At 60.4% G+C, this 16668-nt stretch carries 18 protein-coding genes; 7 read left to right on the top strand and 11 right to left on the bottom strand.

Annotated features, from left to right (window positions below):
• Window positions 1-13 precede the first annotated feature (13 nt).
• Window positions 14-901, top strand: a complete 888-nt coding sequence (locus BR41_RS18460) for a hypothetical protein (protein ID WP_035059958.1) — start codon at window positions 14-16, stop codon at window positions 899-901.
• Here BR41_RS18460 and BR41_RS18455 read toward each other — a convergent pair.
• A complete protein-coding gene (locus BR41_RS18455) occupies window positions 877-1683 on the bottom strand; it encodes a TatD family hydrolase (protein ID WP_035059956.1) in 807 nt (268 codons plus the stop codon). The two genes, BR41_RS18460 and BR41_RS18455, sit on opposite strands and share 25 nt — an antisense overlap.
• Before the next feature lie 180 nt (window positions 1684-1863).
• Here BR41_RS18455 and BR41_RS18450 point away from each other — a divergent pair, with 180 nt between their 5' ends.
• A complete protein-coding gene (locus BR41_RS18450; RefSeq protein ID WP_245615984.1) occupies window positions 1864-2802 on the top strand; it encodes a TerC family protein in 939 nt (312 codons plus the stop codon).
• A 46-nt stretch (window positions 2803-2848) separates the two neighbouring features.
• On the opposite strand, the gene BR41_RS18445 is transcribed toward BR41_RS18450, so the two are convergent.
• The gene (locus BR41_RS18445) at window positions 2849-4177 is read right to left on the bottom strand and encodes an N-acetylmuramoyl-L-alanine amidase (protein ID WP_035059954.1); all 1329 of its coding nucleotides are present in this window, start codon (window positions 4175-4177) and stop codon (window positions 2849-2851) included.
• Window positions 4147-4770, bottom strand: a complete 624-nt coding sequence (tsaE, locus tag BR41_RS18440; protein ID WP_308417278.1) for a tRNA (adenosine(37)-N6)-threonylcarbamoyltransferase complex ATPase subunit type 1 TsaE — start codon at window positions 4768-4770, stop codon at window positions 4147-4149. Before tsaE ends, BR41_RS18445 begins: the two co-directional genes overlap by 31 nt.
• On the opposite strand from tsaE, the gene queG reads away from it, so the two are divergent.
• The 3 genes from queG to BR41_RS18425 are packed head-to-tail and all read left to right on the top strand — an operon-like array spanning window position 4726 to window position 7350.
• Entirely contained in the window at window positions 4726-5739 is a 1014-nt protein-coding gene (gene queG, locus BR41_RS18435) for a tRNA epoxyqueuosine(34) reductase QueG (protein WP_245615982.1), read from the top strand. The two genes, tsaE and queG, sit on opposite strands and share 45 nt — an antisense overlap.
• On the top strand, window positions 5736-6386 hold the full coding sequence (gene pxpB, locus BR41_RS18430; protein WP_035059950.1) for a 5-oxoprolinase subunit PxpB: 651 nt from the start codon (window positions 5736-5738) through the stop codon (window positions 6384-6386). Before queG ends, pxpB begins: the two co-directional genes overlap by 4 nt.
• A 7-nt stretch (window positions 6387-6393) precedes the next feature.
• Window positions 6394-7350, top strand: coding sequence for a 5-oxoprolinase subunit C family protein (locus tag BR41_RS18425; protein ID WP_035059948.1), 957 nt, complete (start codon window positions 6394-6396; stop codon window positions 7348-7350).
• Here BR41_RS18425 and BR41_RS18420 read toward each other — a convergent pair.
• The 5 genes from BR41_RS18420 to gpmI all read right to left on the bottom strand — a co-directional run bounded on the left by BR41_RS18420 (window position 7347) and on the right by gpmI (window position 13107).
• Window positions 7347-7838 carry an AAA family ATPase gene (locus tag BR41_RS18420; RefSeq protein ID WP_035059946.1) on the bottom strand — a complete coding sequence of 164 codons (492 nt, stop codon included), beginning with the start codon at window positions 7836-7838 and terminating at the stop codon, window positions 7347-7349. The genes BR41_RS18425 and BR41_RS18420 overlap by 4 nt on opposite strands.
• A 6-nt stretch (window positions 7839-7844) precedes the next feature.
• On the bottom strand, window positions 7845-8624 hold the full coding sequence (locus BR41_RS18415) for a HesA/MoeB/ThiF family protein (protein ID WP_211251805.1): 780 nt from the start codon (window positions 8622-8624) through the stop codon (window positions 7845-7847).
• A 111-nt stretch (window positions 8625-8735) separates the two neighbouring features.
• Window positions 8736-10205 (bottom strand): S41 family peptidase, encoded by a 1470-nt coding sequence (locus BR41_RS18410; RefSeq protein ID WP_051711340.1) that lies wholly within the window; start codon window positions 10203-10205, stop codon window positions 8736-8738.
• A gap of 37 nt (window positions 10206-10242) precedes the next feature.
• Window positions 10243-11562 (bottom strand): murein hydrolase activator EnvC family protein, encoded by a 1320-nt coding sequence (locus BR41_RS18405; RefSeq protein WP_051711339.1) that lies wholly within the window; start codon window positions 11560-11562, stop codon window positions 10243-10245.
• On the bottom strand, window positions 11563-13107 hold the full coding sequence (gpmI, locus tag BR41_RS18400) for a 2,3-bisphosphoglycerate-independent phosphoglycerate mutase (protein WP_035059944.1): 1545 nt from the start codon (window positions 13105-13107) through the stop codon (window positions 11563-11565). It lies immediately after the preceding gene.
• 239 nt (window positions 13108-13346) lie between these two features.
• Here gpmI and BR41_RS18395 point away from each other — a divergent pair, with 239 nt between their 5' ends.
• A complete protein-coding gene (locus BR41_RS18395; protein WP_245615980.1) occupies window positions 13347-13655 on the top strand; it encodes an ArsR/SmtB family transcription factor in 309 nt (102 codons plus the stop codon).
• A 187-nt stretch (window positions 13656-13842) separates the two neighbouring features.
• Here BR41_RS18395 and BR41_RS18390 read toward each other — a convergent pair whose 3' ends face one another.
• The 3 genes from BR41_RS18390 to cutA are packed head-to-tail and all read right to left on the bottom strand — an operon-like array spanning window position 13843 to window position 16251.
• Entirely contained in the window at window positions 13843-14325 is a 483-nt protein-coding gene (locus tag BR41_RS18390) for a TlpA family protein disulfide reductase (RefSeq protein ID WP_051711336.1), read from the bottom strand.
• Window position 14326: 1 nt separating this feature from the next.
• Window positions 14327-15889, bottom strand: coding sequence for a protein-disulfide reductase DsbD (gene dsbD, locus BR41_RS18385; RefSeq protein ID WP_051711334.1), 1563 nt, complete (start codon window positions 15887-15889; stop codon window positions 14327-14329).
• The gene (cutA, locus tag BR41_RS18380) at window positions 15886-16251 is read right to left on the bottom strand and encodes a divalent-cation tolerance protein CutA (RefSeq protein ID WP_051711332.1); all 366 of its coding nucleotides are present in this window, start codon (window positions 16249-16251) and stop codon (window positions 15886-15888) included. The genes dsbD and cutA overlap by 4 nt, the downstream gene beginning before the upstream one ends.
• Between cutA and BR41_RS18375 the strand changes: the two genes are divergently transcribed.
• Window positions 16250-16663, top strand: a complete 414-nt coding sequence (locus BR41_RS18375; protein ID WP_051711330.1) for an FxsA family protein — start codon at window positions 16250-16252, stop codon at window positions 16661-16663. The genes cutA and BR41_RS18375 overlap by 2 nt on opposite strands.
• Window positions 16664-16668: the final 5 nt, after the last annotated feature.

Raw genomic sequence — 16668 nt, 5'->3', positions numbered from 1 at the left:
AAGGACCACGATCATGCAAGTCGCAATTCACCCGGCAGTTAACAGCCCCGCAGTTTTCAACGCCAATCTCCTGTGCGCCGAACGCGTCAGCGGCCCGCTCTCCTTGGGGCAGCTTGTCAGTGGCCTGCGTCAGCGACTGTTTTTCCAGGCCCGCCACACCCAATACCTGATGCTCGATTCGGCTGGCAACGATCGTGCCACGCTGGATGCGGTGGCGGATCACCTGGCATTCGGCATCGATCCGTCGCGCGTCGTGCTGTTCGAGCCGTCCCGCGTGGCTGAATTCGCGGCCTTGCGCGATACGCTGGCTGGCTTGTCGAAAGCGCCGACCCCAGCCATGGCGACGACCGTGGCGCTGGCGGCGTTGCGCCCGGCACTGATCTCATCACATGCCGCTACTGCGACCGATGTGGCTGCCGCAAACGCGGTCGTGCGCGAAGTCAACGCCAGAGCGGGGCAGGCGGTGCTGTCCGAGGCTCGCCCGCTGTTCAGCGAATCCGCACCGTTCGCCCCGCCGCGAGTCGCACTGGATGTGCCGTTTTCCACTGACCCAGCCACGCTAGCGGCAGTGATTGACGCTTTGCCTGCCAGCAGCATGCTTGGCCTGCCGGAGCGCACAGTGGAAGGCAACCCGCTGTTCCAGCTGCTCGACGTGTTCGAGCGCGACCTGCCTTTCCTCGACGATCTCAAATCGAAGTTCCGCCGTGGCGGCTTGTCAGAGCGCGTAATCAAGCTGCACCTTGCCGATTGCACTGAACGCGTTCTCGCGCCATTGCGTGAACGGCGCAACGAGCTTCTGGCGGATCAGATGGCTTTGCAGGCGGTATTGGAAGAAGGCATGGAGAAGGCGCGGCGGGCAGCGGCGCAGACGCTGGATCAGCTGCGCGGCGTGTTGGCTTGAGCCGTGGAAGGAAGGCCGGGTAGCACGCTTAAAGCATTGGCTGTCGTTTGCGTGGCGATTGTTGGTAAGTCGCAGCCACGCAACTCGGCCAAAACCTGCGCAATTCGCGCCAGTTCAAACGGCTCGTTCCGCCCGCGTGGCTGGCCGGGCTGATCCAGCCAGCTTGGCGCAATGTCTGGCGCATCGGTTTCCAGTACGATCGCTTCCAGCGGCAATTCTGTTGCCAGCTTGCGGATGCGTTGCGAGCCGGAGTAAGTCATCGCGCCACCGAATCCCAGCTTGAATCCCAATTTGATGAATTCGTCCGCCTGTTGCCGGCTGCCGTTGAAGGCATGGGCGATGCCGCCTTTCACCTGCCATTTGCGCAGGTATTTCAGCACCTGATCCTGGCTGCGGCGGATGTGCACGATCACCGGCAGGTCGAAATCGCGAGCCAGTTTCAGTTGGGCTTCAAATAGCGTGATCTGCCGGTCGGCATCCAGTTCCGGCACGAAGAAATCGAGGCCGATTTCGCCGACAGCGACGGGCTGTTCCCGCGCCAACCAGTCGCTCAGTACGCCGATATGTTCATCGCGATGCTCGGCGATATAAATCGGATGCAGACCGAATGCCAGCGCTGTGCCATAACGTTCACGCATGGCGCGTGTTTTCTCGAACGTCGCGACCGTGATCGCGGGCACGACCATCTGCGTGATGCCGGCCGAACGGGCTCGCGCGACAACGTCATCGCGATCAGTGTCGAATTCGGGGGCGTCGAGATGGCAGTGGCTATCGATGAACATGGCGACGAGAAAGGGGCGAGCAAAAGGGGGCGAAAGCCCACTCAGAATAGCTGAATCTGGCAAGCTGAACGGCTTGTGGCAACATCGCTATCGATCCTGCTGCGGGAACTCCACCGATCTTTTGGGCTCACTAGCCAGCTGCCGCGTCATGACGGCGCGGTGTTTCAATCGGAGTGCGATGTGACTGAATTGTGGACTTGGGGCATTTTCGCCGCTGTGGTGGTGGTCTTGCTGGTATTCGATCTGGGCGTGTTGCATCGTGATACCCGCGAGATCGGTATCAAGGAGAGCCTGAAGCTCTCGGCCTTCTACATCGGCGCGGGCTTGTTGTTCGGTGCCTATGTCTGGTGGATCAAGGGCCCGCAAGCCGGGCTCGATTACTACACCGGCTTCCTGGTGGAAAAATCGTTGTCGATGGATAACGTGTTCATCATTTCGCTGATCTTCACCAGTCTGGCGATTCCGCGCCAATACCAGCATCGGGTGCTGTTCTGGGGGATTCTGGGGGCGATCGTGATGCGGGCCCTAATGATTGGTCTTGGCGCGGTGCTGGTGCATCAATTTGCCTGGATCTTGCTGGTCTTCGGTGCGTTCCTGATCTTTACCGGCGTGAAGATGTTGCTGGCGAAGGATGAAGCGCCTGATCTGGAAGGCAACGCAATGTTTGCGTTCTTCAAGCGTCATTTGCGCCTGACTGACGATCTGCACGGGCAGAACTTCTTTGTGCGCGGTGAGGATGAAGGGCTCAAGCCTGGTCGTTGGGTGACGCCCTTGTTCCTGGCTTTGCTGATGGTCGAAGGTGCCGATCTGGTGTTCGCGGTGGATAGCATTCCGGCTATCTTTGCCATCACGCAAGATCCGTTCATTGTCTACACCTCGAACATCTTCGCCATTCTTGGCTTGCGTGCGCTGTACTTTGCGCTGGCGGCGATGGTGCATCGCTTCCATTACCTGAAATACGCGCTGGCGGTGGTGCTGGTGTTTATCGGTGCGAAGATTGGCTTGGTGTATGTGGGCATCAAAGTGCCGTCGTTGTTGTCGCTGACGGTTACGTTTGGCTTGCTGGCGGCGGGCGTGCTGTATTCGCTGCACAAGACCAAGGCGGATGCGCCGGCTTGATCGAATATCCAATGACGCAAGTAAAAACGGCCCGAAAGGGCCGTTTTTACTTGGCGGCGAGCTTGGTACGTGCCAGCGGCGGGTTCTTGGCGAAATAGCGCTTGATGCCTTGATGCAACGCGCTCGCCAGCTTGTTTTGGTACGCCTCGTCGATCAGTCGGCGTTCTTCGTCCGGGTTCGAGATAAAGGCCGTTTCCACCAGTACCGACGGGATATCCGGTGCCTTGAGCACCGCGAACGACGCCTGTTCGACACTCCCTTTGTGCAAGCGATTGATGCCGCCCAACTCACCCAGCATCGATTTGCCGAGCTTCAGGCTGTCGTTCAGCGTGGCGGTTTGAGTCAGATCCATCAGCACGCGGGCGAGGTGGACGTCCTTGGTATCGATCTTCACACCACCGATCAAATCCGCATCGTTCTGGGTTTTCGCCAGCCATTTGGCTGCGGTGCTGGTCGCGCCGTTTTCCGACAGCGTGAACACCGATGAGCCGCTGGCATCCGGGCGGATAAAGGCATCGGCATGGATCGACACGAACAGATCGCCCTGTACCGCACGCGCTTTTTTCACCCGCACGCCGAGTGGCACGAAGAAATCGGCATCACGGGTGAGCACTACCCGCATGTTCGGCTCGTTTTCCAGCAGCGCCTTCAGCTTCTTGGCGACGGCCAGCACCACCGTTTTCTCATAATTGCCGCCGGGGCCGACCGCACCAGGGTCTTCGCCACCGTGGCCGGGGTCGAGCACCACGGTGATCAGCCGGTCGACCTTGAGCTTGTCGCGGTCAATCTGCAGTTCTTGCGGTTGTTCTGGCTCGGCCGGTTTGGCTTCGGCTACGCGTGGTTCTTGCTTGATCGGCGCTGGCGGGCTTTGCGGGTCGTCGAGAAAGGCGAGCAGCGGGTCGTTCTGTACAGCGGGATAGAGGTCGATCACCAAGCGATGCTTGTACTCGGCGACCGGGGCCAGCGTGAACACCTGCGCTTTGATTTCGGTTTTCAGATCGAGCACCAGGCGCACCACGCCCGGTTTGTTGCGACCGGCGCGCAGCAGCTTGATGTACGGGTCGTCGTCGCCGACTTTCGTCGCCAGGCTTTGCAGCTCGGTATTGAGATCGACGCCATTCAGATCGACGACCAAGCGTTCCGGATTTTTCAGGGCAAACTGGTTGAAGCTCAGCGGCGCGGAGGATTCGATGGTGACGCGGGTATAGGCCGCGGCCGGCCAGACGCGCACGGCGACCACGGTGGGGCTGCCTTCGCCGGCTAGCGCACGCGGCACGACCGACAGCATCAAGGTGGCTGCCGCCGCGCCCAGTAGCGTGCGGCGATCCACATCGATGTTTGGCGCTAGGCGCGAGGGGTCAGGCTGGCGAGACATGCTGCTCCGTGTTCCGTTTGTGCAATCAGCGTAATGCGGCGGCCTTCCGCCTCGGGCGCCAGCCGGATCAACCAGTCCGATCGTGGCAACAGCCCCTCGGCTTTATCCGCCCATTCGATCAGGCAGATGGATTCGGGATTGAAGTAATCCCGAAAGCCGGCATCTTCCCATTCGGATGGATCGCTAAAACGATATAAATCAAAGTGATACAAGTATAAGTTCGAAACTGCATAAGGTTCAACCAGCGTGTAGGTCGGACTTTTCACCCGGCCGCTGAAGCCCAGCCCGCGCAGCAGGCCGCGGGTCAGCGTGGTTTTGCCCGCGCCCAGGTCGCCTTCGAGGAAAATCGTCATCCCCGGCCGGATTGCAAGCGCCAATTCACCGCCAAAGGCGATAGTGGCCGCTTCATCGGCGAGGAAGACGCTCAAAGGCTTATCATTCGGCTTATGCATCAGGAATTTGATCCAAAAATCGATCCAAAAGAACTGGATTCGGCCACGCTGAATCGGGCCGAGGTCGCGGCACGCATCAAGGCGTGGGCGCAGGAGTTGGGTTTTTCCAAGGCCGCCATCACCGGCACCGATCTCAGCCATGCTGAAGCCGGCCTGCAAAGCTGGCTGGACGCCGGTTTTCACGGCGAGATGGATTATATGGCAAGGCACGGCCTCAAACGCGCCCGGCCGGCCGAACTGGTGCCGGGCACGCGATCCATCGTCAGCGTGTTCATGCCCTACCGGCCGCCCGGCGTGGCGAACAGCGAGGCGCTGCTGGCCGATGGCGAAAAGGCGCACATTTCGCGCTACGCGCTCGGTCGCGATTATCACAAGGTGCTGCGCAATCGCCTGCAAACATTGGCCGACAGGGTTGCGGCGCTCATCGGGCCGTTCGGGCATCGGGTGTTTGTCGATTCCGCGCCGGTGCTGGAGGTCGAACTGGCCAAGCAAGCCGGGCTGGGCTGGCGCGGCAAACATACGCTGCTGATCAATCGGGACTACGGTTCGTACTTCTTTCTGGGCGAGCTGTTTACTGATCTTGATCTGCCGCTCGATCCGCCGGAAGAGAACGAACACTGCGGGCGCTGCACCAAATGCCTGGAAATCTGCCCGACGCAGGCCATCGTTGCGCCGTATAAGGTCGATGCGCGGCGCTGTATTTCCTACCTGACCATCGAATTGCATGGCGCGATCCCGATGGAATTCCGCGCCATGATCGGCAACCGCGTGTATGGCTGTGATGATTGCCAGCTCTGCTGCCCATGGAACCGTTTTGCCGTCGATACCGGCGAAGACGATTTCCACGTTCGCCACGGGCTGGATGACGTGACGCTGGCCGAGCTGTTCGCATGGACCGAAGCCGATTTCCGGAGCCGCATGGCGGGTAGCGCCATCTACCGTATCGGTTACAGTCGCTGGCTGCGCAATCTCGCTGTCGGCTTGGGCAACGCCCCATCGACACCAGCGGTACTGGCCGCGCTGGAATCCCGCCGTCACAGTGATGACGAATTAGTGCGCGAACATGTGGCGTGGGCGTTGGCCCAGCACGAGGAGCGAGCAAAGGCATGACCGAGACCACTGATCCGCATCCCAGTATCCAGCCACTTGGCGAGGCCGCGTTGGCCCTGAGCATCGATCCGAGCTTGCCGGCACAACGCCGGTTGTGGGCTGCATGGCATTGGCTGCAGAAGCGACATGGTGATCTGGAGTGGGTACTCGGCATGGGGAATCTCACTGGCCGCTTCGACCCGCTTGCTACGCCGGTTGGCCGGGTCGAAAAAATGCTCGAAACCGCGTGGCTCAAGAGCGAGGGCGCAGAGGCGGAGAAGCGCAAGCAGGTCGAGCTGCCAGTGACCTACGACGGTGAAGATTTGGCAGACGTGGCTACGCATACCGGCCTGGATATACCCGAAGTCATCGCCCGTCACAGCGCGCCCGAATACACCGTATTCTGCCTCGGCTTCTTGCCGGGCTTCGCTTATCTGGGCGGGCTGGATGAAACGCTGGCCTGCCCGCGCCGGGCTACGCCACGCCAGAAAGTGCCGGTCGGCTCCGTCGGCATCGGCGGCTCGCAGACCGGTATCTACCCCTTGGCATCGCCCGGCGGCTGGCAGCTGATCGGCCGCACCGAGATACAACTCTTCCTGCCCGGCGAAAGTCCGCCCGTGTTGCTGGCCCCGGGCGACACCGTGCGATTCGTGCCCCAATCCAAATAGCCCCCAAATGGCCGACATGACGCAACGCGCTTCGCTTTCCATCCTCAAGCCCGGCCCGCTGACCACGGTGCAAGACCTCGGCCGCCCGGGGTTTGCCGGCATCGGCGTTACGCCGGGCGGCGCGTGCGACGCGATCTCGCTGCGACTGGGCAATCTGCTAGTGGGGAATGAGGAAGGTGCTGCCGCGCTGGAAATCACGCTTGGCGGTTTGGTTGTCCGCTTCGAACGGGAGACGACGTTCGCATTGACCGGCGCTTATGCTGCGGCTTCGCTTGGCGAACGCCGGATCGACGGTTGGCGGCGTTATCGGGCCATTGCCGGCGATGTGCTGCGCATCAATTTCGCCGAATATGAGGCGCGGCTGTACTTATGCGTGACCGGCGGCATCGCGGCACCCGAAACGCTCGGCAGCCGCTCGACCTCACTGACGACCGGTATCGGTGGTTTTAAAGGACGTGCGCTACGCAAAGGCGATGCACTGATGATTGGCGAAGGGGATGCGCCAACCGGCGATGCCGCCATCCGCGCACCCGAACGTGGCGGTGTGCTGCGCGTACTCCCCGGCCCGGAATGGGCGCGTTTCGATCGCGAGATTCAGCAGGCGCTATTGACGCGGACATGGCGGATGGCTACTGCCAGCAACCGGATGGGCGCGCGGCTGGAAGGTCCATCTCTTGTCCACGACTTGCCCGAGTTGGCATCGCATGCCGTGCAACTTGGCGTGATCCAGTTGCCGCCCGCTGGCGAGCCGATCCTGCTGCTGGCGGATGCGCAGACTACTGGCGGCTACCCGAAACCGCTGGTCGTCATCCAAGCGGATTTATGGCGCGCCGGGCAATTCCGGCCCGGTGAAAGCGTACGGTTTCGCGAGGTTACGCGGGATGAGGCGTTGGCTGCACTACGGAAGCAGCGCGAGTGGTTGGAGAGTGTGGGTAGGCGTTTGCGCGCCGATTTTGGCGGCTAAATACCAACCGGCGCATTCCAGTGCGCATGGACTTCAATGACGCGGGCCACGCCTTCGTCCAGCGCGGGCGGTTCCAGTTTCGCGTGAACCAGACGAATCGTTTCCTCCGGCACTTGCTCATCGGCCGGTCGGGACTGGTTGCGTGCCAACGCGGTGTCCAATGGTGTATTCAGCCAGATGATGGTCACCGGAATGCCAAAGCGCCTGGCAATCGAAATCGCCCGTTCCCGATGGATTTTGGCTGGTAAGGCCGCATCGAAGAACACCGCCGGAGCGGGGAGCAACGAGCCTTCTTCGCGTATCCACGTCGATTTCCCCGCACCTTGAATGCCGCAGACAACGTAAAGGGTTGCCGGGCTGCCAATGCTTTGCAATTCGGCTTCCAGCGCGGCGTAGGCGCTTTCCCAAGCTGCTTTGCCGCGTTCGGCTGACCAGATGCGGCCAGTTGGCGTGAGCAGGTAATCATCCGGATTGATGTGGCGGGGCATGTTCGCTCAGGCGCCGTGTTGTTCGCCGCACACCGGGCAGCGCGGGTCTTTTTTGTAGCGCAATTCCTTCCAGCGCAACGTTTTCCCATCCAGCAACTGCAATCGTCCAACCAGCGTTTCGCCAAGCCCGATCAGCACCTTGAGCGCCTCGGCCGCCTGGGCGCAGCCGATGATGCCGGTGAGCGGGGCGAAGACGCCGAAGGTGGCGCAAGGGCCGTCGCTGGCATCGCCTTCGTCGGGGAACAGGCAGTGGTAGCAAGGGGTCGCGTTATCACGGCTGTCAAAGGTGGTGAGCTGGCCGTCAAAGCGTACGGCTGCGCCGGAAACCAGCGGCGCGCGCGCGGTCACGCAGGCGCGGTTGACGGCGTGGCGGGTGGGGAAGTTGTCGCTGCAGTCGAGGACGACATCCGCTTGCGGCACCCACTGTGCCAGGAGTGCGTCATCGGCGCGGGCAACGACCGGAATGACTTCAATCAGCGGATTGATGGCCGCCAGTGTGTCTCGGGCTGATTCAGCCTTGGGCACGCCAAGCCGGCTGGCATCGTGGACGATCTGGCGCTGCAGGTTGGAAAGCTCGACCGTGTCGTGATCGACGATGACGAGGCGCCCGACACCCGCTGCGGCCAAGTACAGCGTGGCCGGTGCGCCAAGCCCGCCTGCGCCAATGATCAGCGCGGTGCTGGCAGCGAGTTTCTGCTGGCCTTCGATGCCGATTTCGTCGAGCAGGATATGGCGGCTATAGCGCAGTAGTTCGGCGTCGTTCAATTCGCGGGGGGCGGTGGTCATCGGTAGCAGCAGACGGGGGATGGATCGGTCGATTATAAGGCGCTCTGGCTGCACCGGAAAAAACGAAACCCCGCATGGGCGGGGCTTCGTTTTTAGCTTGGAACGCAGCGCTTACTTGGTCGCCGTTTCCTTGGTCGGTGCCGGCGCTGCCTGCTTTTGCAGCAACAGCTGTTGCACCTTCAGTACGCTGAATGCCTGCTGGAGCTGGTAATCGCTCTTGGATACCAGTTCGCGTGGCGCATTCTCGGCATCCGGATCGCTGGCATTGGTCTTGACCGGCGGCTTCACGACGGGCTTCTCGACCTTCACTTCCGGCTTGCTGGCTTTGTCCTTGCCGGCATTCTTGTCGGTCGGATTGTTGAGGTGATGTTCGAGATCAGCCTCGCGCAGCATGAAGCTGTTGGCTTCGACGCCGTTCACGGTCGCTTCCTGCACTTCGATATCCGGCGTGATGCCCTTGGCCTGGATCGAGCGGCCGCCCGGCGTGAAGTAGCGCGCGGTGGTCAGCTTGAGCGCGGATTTTTCGTCGATCGGCAGGATGGTTTGCACAGAGCCCTTGCCGAAGGTTTGCGTACCGACGATCAGCGCCCGTTTTTGATCCTGCAGCGCACCGGCGACGATTTCGGATGCAGAGGCCGAACCCCCGTTGACCAGCACGACCAGCGGCACGGTCTTTACTTCCTTCGGCGTACTGGCGAAGTAGTCACCCTTGGAGCCCGGGCGCAGGTAGTTTTCCTTGGTGGCGCTGAGCTTGATCTTGGCATCGGCGGTGCGGCCTTCGGTGTAGACGACCAGCGAGTCCTTGGGCAGGAAGGCAGCGGCAACGCCGACAGCACCGTTCAACAGGCCGCCCGGATCGTTACGCAAATCGAGCACGATGCCTTTCAGCGGTGCCTTGTTGTCCTTGTAGAGCTTCTCGATCGCTTGCGCGACGTTCTCGGTGGTGTGTTCCTGGAACTGGGTGACGCGGATGTAGCCGTAGCCCGGTTCAGCCAGCTTGGATTTCACGCTCTGGGTCTTGATGACCGCACGCTTGAGCGGGAACACCAGCGGCTTGCCTTCACCCTTGCGCAGGATGGTGAGCGTGACGGTGGTGCCCGGCTTGCCGCGCATCTTCGACACTGCTTCGTTGAGGGCAATGCCCTGCACCGGCGTGTCATCGATCTTCATGATGAAGTCGCCCGCCTTGATGCCGGCCTTGTAGGCGGGCGTATCTTCGATCGGGGACACGATACGGACGAGGCCGTCTTCCATGTTCACTTCGAGTCCCAGGCCGCCGAACTCACCTTGCGTGCTTTCCTGCAAATCCTTGAAGGAATCGGCATCGAGGTAGGAGCTGTGCGGGTCGAGGCCGGACACCATGCCCTTGATGGCTTCGGTGATCAGTTTCTTGTCTTCGACCGGTTCGACGTAGTTCTGCTTGATGAGCCCGAATACCGTGGTGAAGGCGCGCAGCTCATCCACCGGCAGCGGATTACCACCCGTGTCTTTTTCAGCCACGGCGGTGAAGGAAAGCGAGATGACGACGCCCAAGGCGGCGCCGGCGCTGAGAAGACCGAATTTCTGCAGTTTGTGCTTCATCGTGTATGGGCTGGAGGGGGAGCAGGTTGGGGGAGGATCAGCCGGCCCAGGCGAGTGGGTCGAGCGGGCGGCCGTTTTGTCTAAGTTCAAAATATACACCTGAATCAGCCATACCACCGCTGTTGCCTGTGGTCGCAATCGTGTCGCCTGCTTTGACGGTATCGCCAACGCGCTTGAGCAGGCTCTCGGTCCCCGCGCACAGGCTCAGGTAACCGCCGCCGTGATCGACGATGATCAGGTTGCCGAAACCGCGCAGCCAGTCGGCAAAGACGATGCGGCCGTTGGCGATGGCACGCACCGGCTGGCCAGCGGTGCTCTTGATCATCACGCCTTTCCAGCTGCTGCCCTCGGCGCGTTGGGCGCCAAAGCGGCCAACGATTTCGCCACGTGCCGGTAGCTTGAGCCGGCCCTTGAGGGCAGCAAATGCCTGACCGGCCTGGCTGGCATCGGGTACGTCGTCGTTGATCTTGGGGACTGGCGTGACTGCAAGTGCTGGTGGTGGCTTCTTGCCGGCCGCCTTCGCCTTGGCGGCTGCGAGTTGAGCGTCGCGCGCTTGTTTGGCGGCGAGTTGCTTTTGTTTGGCTGCTTCACGGGCACGGGTGAGTTCTTGCTGCCGCTGTTGCTCGCGAATGATGGCGTTGAGCTTGTCGATCAGCTGGCCGAGGCGTTTCTCATCCGCCGCCAGTTTCTGGATCTGGTTGCGCTGGCCTTCGATCTGGCGGGATAGCTGGCTGACCAGCGTGGCATGCGCTTGTTGTTCACCTTCCAGTTTTGCCCGTTGCTCGGCCTTGGCGCGGGCGAGTGCTTTCAGTTCATCGCTGCGCTCGCGAATGGCGTCGGCGAGCCGGCTTAACTCGTTCAGTTGGCCCTGCAAGCGTTGCGCGAGTTTCTGTTGCGCGGCGACCAGATAGCGGTAGTAGGTGAGCGTGCGGCTGACATCATTCGGGTCTTGCTGGTTGAGCAGCAGCTTCCACGCTTCGAGTTCGCCCGCCTGATAGCGGGTTTTCAGCAGCTGCATCAGCCGGTTCTGACTGGCGCGGATGTGAATGCGCGTCTGCGCGATATCGCCTTCCAGCTTGGCGAGTTCGGCTTCGGAGAGCTGGCGCTTTTGGGTGAGGTCGTTCAGTACCCGGTTGGCATCCGAAATCGCGGTTTCGGAGTCCTTCAGCGCGTCCGCGGCTTCCTTGCGGTTTGATTCGTTGGCAGCGAGTTTCTTCTTCAGACCCTCGATCTGGCCATGTAGATTCTTCAACTCTTCCTGCTTTTCCACCGACTCGGCGCGGGCATTGCCAGTCGCTGCCGGGGCAGCAAATGCCCCGGCAGCACTGAACAGCAGAATGAAGAGAGCCGCCCGCACTTACTCGAAATCAACCAAGGCGTGACCGGTCATTTCGGCCGGTTGCGGCAAACCCATCATCTTGAGCAAGGTCGGGGCGATGTCTTTCAACGAACCCACGCCGCGTGCAGGCAGCTTGGCGGGGCGGCCGACGTAGATGAACGGCACGACGTCGGTGGTGTGTTGCGTGTGCGGCTGGTGCGCGACCGGGTCGTACATCTGCTCGCAGTTGCCGTGATCGGCGGTGATCAGTACTTCGCCGCCGATTTTTTGCATCGCTTCCACGCAACGGCCGACGCAGGTGTCGAGCGTTTCGACGGCTTTGACTGCGGCTTCGAGGATGCCCGTGTGGCCGACCATGTCGCCGTTGGCGTAGTTGCAGATGATGGCGGCGTACTTGCCCGATTCGATGGCGGCGACGATCTTGTCGGTGACTTCGAACGCGCTCATTTCCGGCTTCAGGTCATAAGTGGCGACCTTGGGACTGGGGACGAGGATGCGGTCTTCACCGGGGAATTCCTTTTCTTCACCGCCCGAGAGGAAGTAGGTGACGTGCGGGTATTTCTCGGTCTCGGCGATGCGCAACTGGTTCAGGCCCAGCGAGCTGATGTATTCGCCAAAGCCGTTCTTGACCTTTTCCTTCTGGTACGCGACCGGGAAGGGGTAGCTTTCGGCATACATGGTTGCCGTGCAGAAGGTGCCGAACTGGATCTGGCGCGGGCGGGCGAAGCCATCGAAAGCCGGATCGGTGAGGGCGGTGGCAATTTCGCGGGCGCGGTCGGCGCGGAAGTTCATGAAGATGACGACATCGCCGTTTTCCATCTTTGCCGGTGCACCAATGCTGGTTGCGCCGACGAACTCATCGTTCTCATCGCGGGCATAGGCGGCGGCCAAGCCGGCCAGCGCGGTATCGGCGTGATGCAGGCCTTCGCCTTCGACGATCAGGTTGTAGGCCGGATGCACGCGCTCCCAACGCTTGTCGCGATCCATCACCCAGTAGCGGCCGACGATGCCGACGATGCGGGCGGTCTTGGCTTCAGCACAGACGGTTTCGAGTTTCTGCAGATATTTTTCGGCGCTGCGCGGCGGGGTGTCACGACCATCGAGGAAAGCGTGGACGTGGATGTTTTGTACACCAGCCTTGGCGGCGTCCTGGATCAGTGCGTGGATATGCGCTTCGTGCGCATGGACGCCACCGTCGGAAACAAGGCCCAGCACATGCAGCGTCTTGTTGGTGGTTTTGGCTTTTTCGATCGCAGCGGCAAAGACCGGGTTCTGGCCCAGCTTGCCATCGGCGACGTCGCAATCGATGCGACTGATGTCCTGCTGCAATACACGGCCGGCACCGATATTGAGGTGGCCGACTTCGGAATTGCCGAACTGGCCGTCCGGCAAACCGACGAAATGTTCAGAGGCGTTGATCAATGTCCACGGGTATTGCGCCTGGATGCGATCGAGGTTGGGCTTCTTCGCAGCGGCAATCGCATTGTCTTTTACTTCCTCCCGATAGCCGTAGCCATCAAGGATCAGCAACAGGACGGGTTTGACTTGGGGGCTGGTGGACATATCGGGTTCACTCTCGAATGGGATGCAGGCCGGTTTGTAAGCCGTTGCGGAGGGGTTCCAAAGATGGGTAGTATTCTAACCGATTGAAAAGGGTTGCCCATGGCAATTCCCTGCACTGTTCGATACACAGAGCGGCATCAGCCGCCAAGATAAGAAAATAAGAAAGAGCTTTCGTACCCGGTCGCTATACTTAGAACCTGGGACAGCGGATGCCACTAAAGATTATTCAGAGGAAGACGGTGAACCACCCTGATTTGATGAGCGATGACCATATTCAACAGGCATCGCGGGCCATGAAAGCCATGTCGCACCCATTGCGACTCAAAATTCTTTGCGTACTCGGTGACCAGGAAGTCAGTGTCCAGGATATCGTGGACCAAGTTGGCACGACGCAATCCAATATCTCGCAGCACTTGGCGCTGATGCGCGAAAAGGGGGTGCTGCGTACGCGCAAGGATGCAAATCGCGTTTACTACCGCGTGGGTGACGTTCGCACGCTTGAGGTGATTGCGATGCTGCGCGACGTGTTCTGCGCTTTTTCCCGCTAGGTTAGTTCGTTTCCCCTTGGCTACGCGCACGCGCATTAACGGCGCATTGCCAGTCAAAACAGTATTCGATTGTTTTCTACTTTTCTTTCCGGTTCCTCTCCGTGTGATTCTCCAGCGCTGATCGGATGAGGAATTACGCCTCGTCCGGCATGGCGACGCAATGTCGGAACGAAGTGCGCGAGTCGGGCTATTTCAGGTTCTTGATCACGGCTTCGAGCGCATCGCCTTTCATCCGGCCCAGTTTGGTGGTGACTTTCTTGCCCTGGCCGTCATACACCACCGTGAATGGCAATTTGCCGTCCGGATTGCCTTCGCTTTGCAATAAGGCCAGCGAAGCGGTTTCGTCTGGGAATAGCGGGTAGCTGATCTTGTAGTCACGTGCGAATTGCGTCACGGCTTGAACGTCATCCACTGCAATGCCGATGAATTGCACCTTGCCAGCGTATTTCTTGGAGAGCTGGACGAATTCAGGAATTTCTTCCCGGCATGGCCCACACCAAGTCGCCCAGTAATTGACGACGATTGGTTTGTCGCGAAATTGCGATAACGCCTGCGACTTGCCATCGAGCCCCTTGAGATGGGCATCAAAAAAGCTGGTAGCGGGGCTGGTCGCAGCGAGGGCGGGCAGGGTAGCGATGCCGAAAACAACGGCAATCAGCAGCGAACGCATATTAGTGTCCTGTTTTAGGAATGGTGTTGAGGGTCGCAAGGAAGGTATCTGCATCCTGAAATCCGATCACCCGATTGGCACGTGGTTTGCCATTCGTGTCGAAAAGCAGAATGGCTGGCGGCCCATACAAACCGAATCGTCGTAAGAGTGCGGCATCGTCAGCGGTGTTTTTCGTGACATCCGCACGCAACAGCACGAAGTCTTTCAGCGCCGCTTGTACTCGGCTATCGGTCAGCGTTTCCCGTTCGAACTCGACACAGCTCACGCACCAGTCCGCGTAAAAATCGAGCAACACCGGTTTGCCTGCGGCAGCCAGCCGGCGATCCAGCGCGGCGCTCGAGGTAACGGTTTCGAACGACACGGCATGGTTGTTACCGGAGAGCCACGGTTGCCAAAGCGGCTTGACAACCCAGACCGCCATTCCCAGCAGCACGATGCCAAACACGCCTTTGATGGCCCGCATCGTCTTGCCCGACAGATGCGGCAGGATCGTACTGCCCGCTGCACCGATTGCGATCAGCGGCACGCCAAGGCCGAATGCCATGGCATACAAGGCGCCACCACCCAACCACGGATCGCCTTGTTGGCCGATATAGGCCAGCGCAGCCGCCAATGGCGGTGCGATGCACGGGCCGACAATGGCTGCAGAGAGTGCGCCCATCGCGAAGACCGACGTGAAATGCCCACCGGGCAACCGGTTCGCCCAGTTGTTGAAACTGCTTTGCAGGGCGTTGGGCAATTGCAATTCGAACAGATCGAACATCGACAACGCCATGGCGACAAAGAACAGCGCAAACACCACGATCACCCACGGCTGCTGCAGCCAGACGGAGAGCAGCGTGCCAGTCAGCGCGGCAGCGACACCGACCAAGGTATAGGTCAGCGCCAAGCCTTGGCTATAGGTCAGCGTCAATAACAGGGCTCGGCCACGGCCCGCATGTCCCGATCCAATCACGATGCCGGAAACAATCGGCAGCAAGGGATACATGCAGGCTGTAAATGCGAGGCCGAGCCCGGCCAGAAAAAAAGCGCCGAGCACCACAAGGGGGGAGCCAGAGAAGTAACCGGTCTCGGCGGGGGCGACCGGGGCAGGGGCGGGCGGCGCTGCGGTGCCAAACAACTTCTGCAGCGCGCTATTGCCAGTGCCTGTGCCAGGGTTCTCGAGGCTTAGCACTACCGTTTTCGGCGGATAGCAGACCCCTACTTCAGCGCAGCCCTGGTAGCGCACATTCAGTTTGAAGTCTTCTGGCAATGGTGCGGCGCTCTGCACGGTGACAGCGGTATCGTGTTTGTAGACTTCAACCTTCCCGAAGCTTGGGTCGTCCTTGATCGTGCCCTTGGGGAAAGACGGGGTCAGCTGCCCGGCTGGCTCCACGGTGAAGCTGATTCGCTCGCGATAGAGGTAGTAGCCCTTGGCCACGCGGAACTGGATGTTGAGCGTATTGGCATCGATGCGGGATAGCTCGGCGTGGAATGCTTTATCCGGCGAGAGCAAATCCGGCTCGCCAGCCTGTGCGCCGAAAGCGACGAGCGCGAGGCAGAAAGTAAGTAATAGCCTGATCATGTGGCAACCTCCTTGGTTACCCAGTCGAGATATGCCGGCAGCCCGGCAGTGACCGGAACTGCAATGATTTCCGGTAGGTCATAGGGATGTTGGTCGGCGAGCCAGTTTTGTACTTTTGGATAGCTTGCCAGTGTTGTCTTGATCAGCAGCGGATGTTCGTCAGCCGATTCGATTTGCCCCTGCCAGCGATAGGTTGATTGCACGGGTGGCAGTTGGTTCACGCAAGCGGCAAGCCGTGCCTCAACAAGTCCGCGCGCGAGTCGGGATGCCGTATCGGCATCCGGGCAATTGCAAATTGCAACGACGACCCCAGTTAAACACGATGTTTGCGAATCGTCTTGCGAATGAATTGGAGTTTTCATGCCTTACCTATTACTTGCGCTGCTGGCTTGGCCGGCCGTTGAGATCATCGCCCTGGTCCTGCTCGCCAAGGCCATCGGAACCGGTTGGGTGCTGGCTTGGCTGGCAGTGACGGCAGTGGCCGGCGTGCTGATGTTGCGTCACCACAAATGGGCTGTCGGGATGAGCCTGCTGAACGATGCGCGTTCTGGCCGGCTCTCTGTCGGCAGTCTGTTCTGGGTAGCCCGTTACTATATCGCAGCGCTACTGCTGGTGCTGCCTGGCGTGATCGGCGACGTGGTCGCGCTGATCATGTTACTGCCATGGGGACGCCGTGCTGGCATGCAAGTTCCCACCGACAATACGCTGGAAGGCGAGTTTCGTCGGGTGGATCGGGGTGGGGATGCGGCAGGACGGATCAATCGTTTCGACTGAACACT

Source organism: Andreprevotia chitinilytica DSM 18519 (genome assembly GCF_000711875.1).
In the GTDB taxonomy this organism is placed as follows: Bacteria; Pseudomonadota; Gammaproteobacteria; order Burkholderiales; family Chitinibacteraceae; genus Andreprevotia; species Andreprevotia chitinilytica.
Note: the sequence above shows the minus strand (reverse complement) of the source record. Positions and strands in the feature narration are given on the sequence as shown.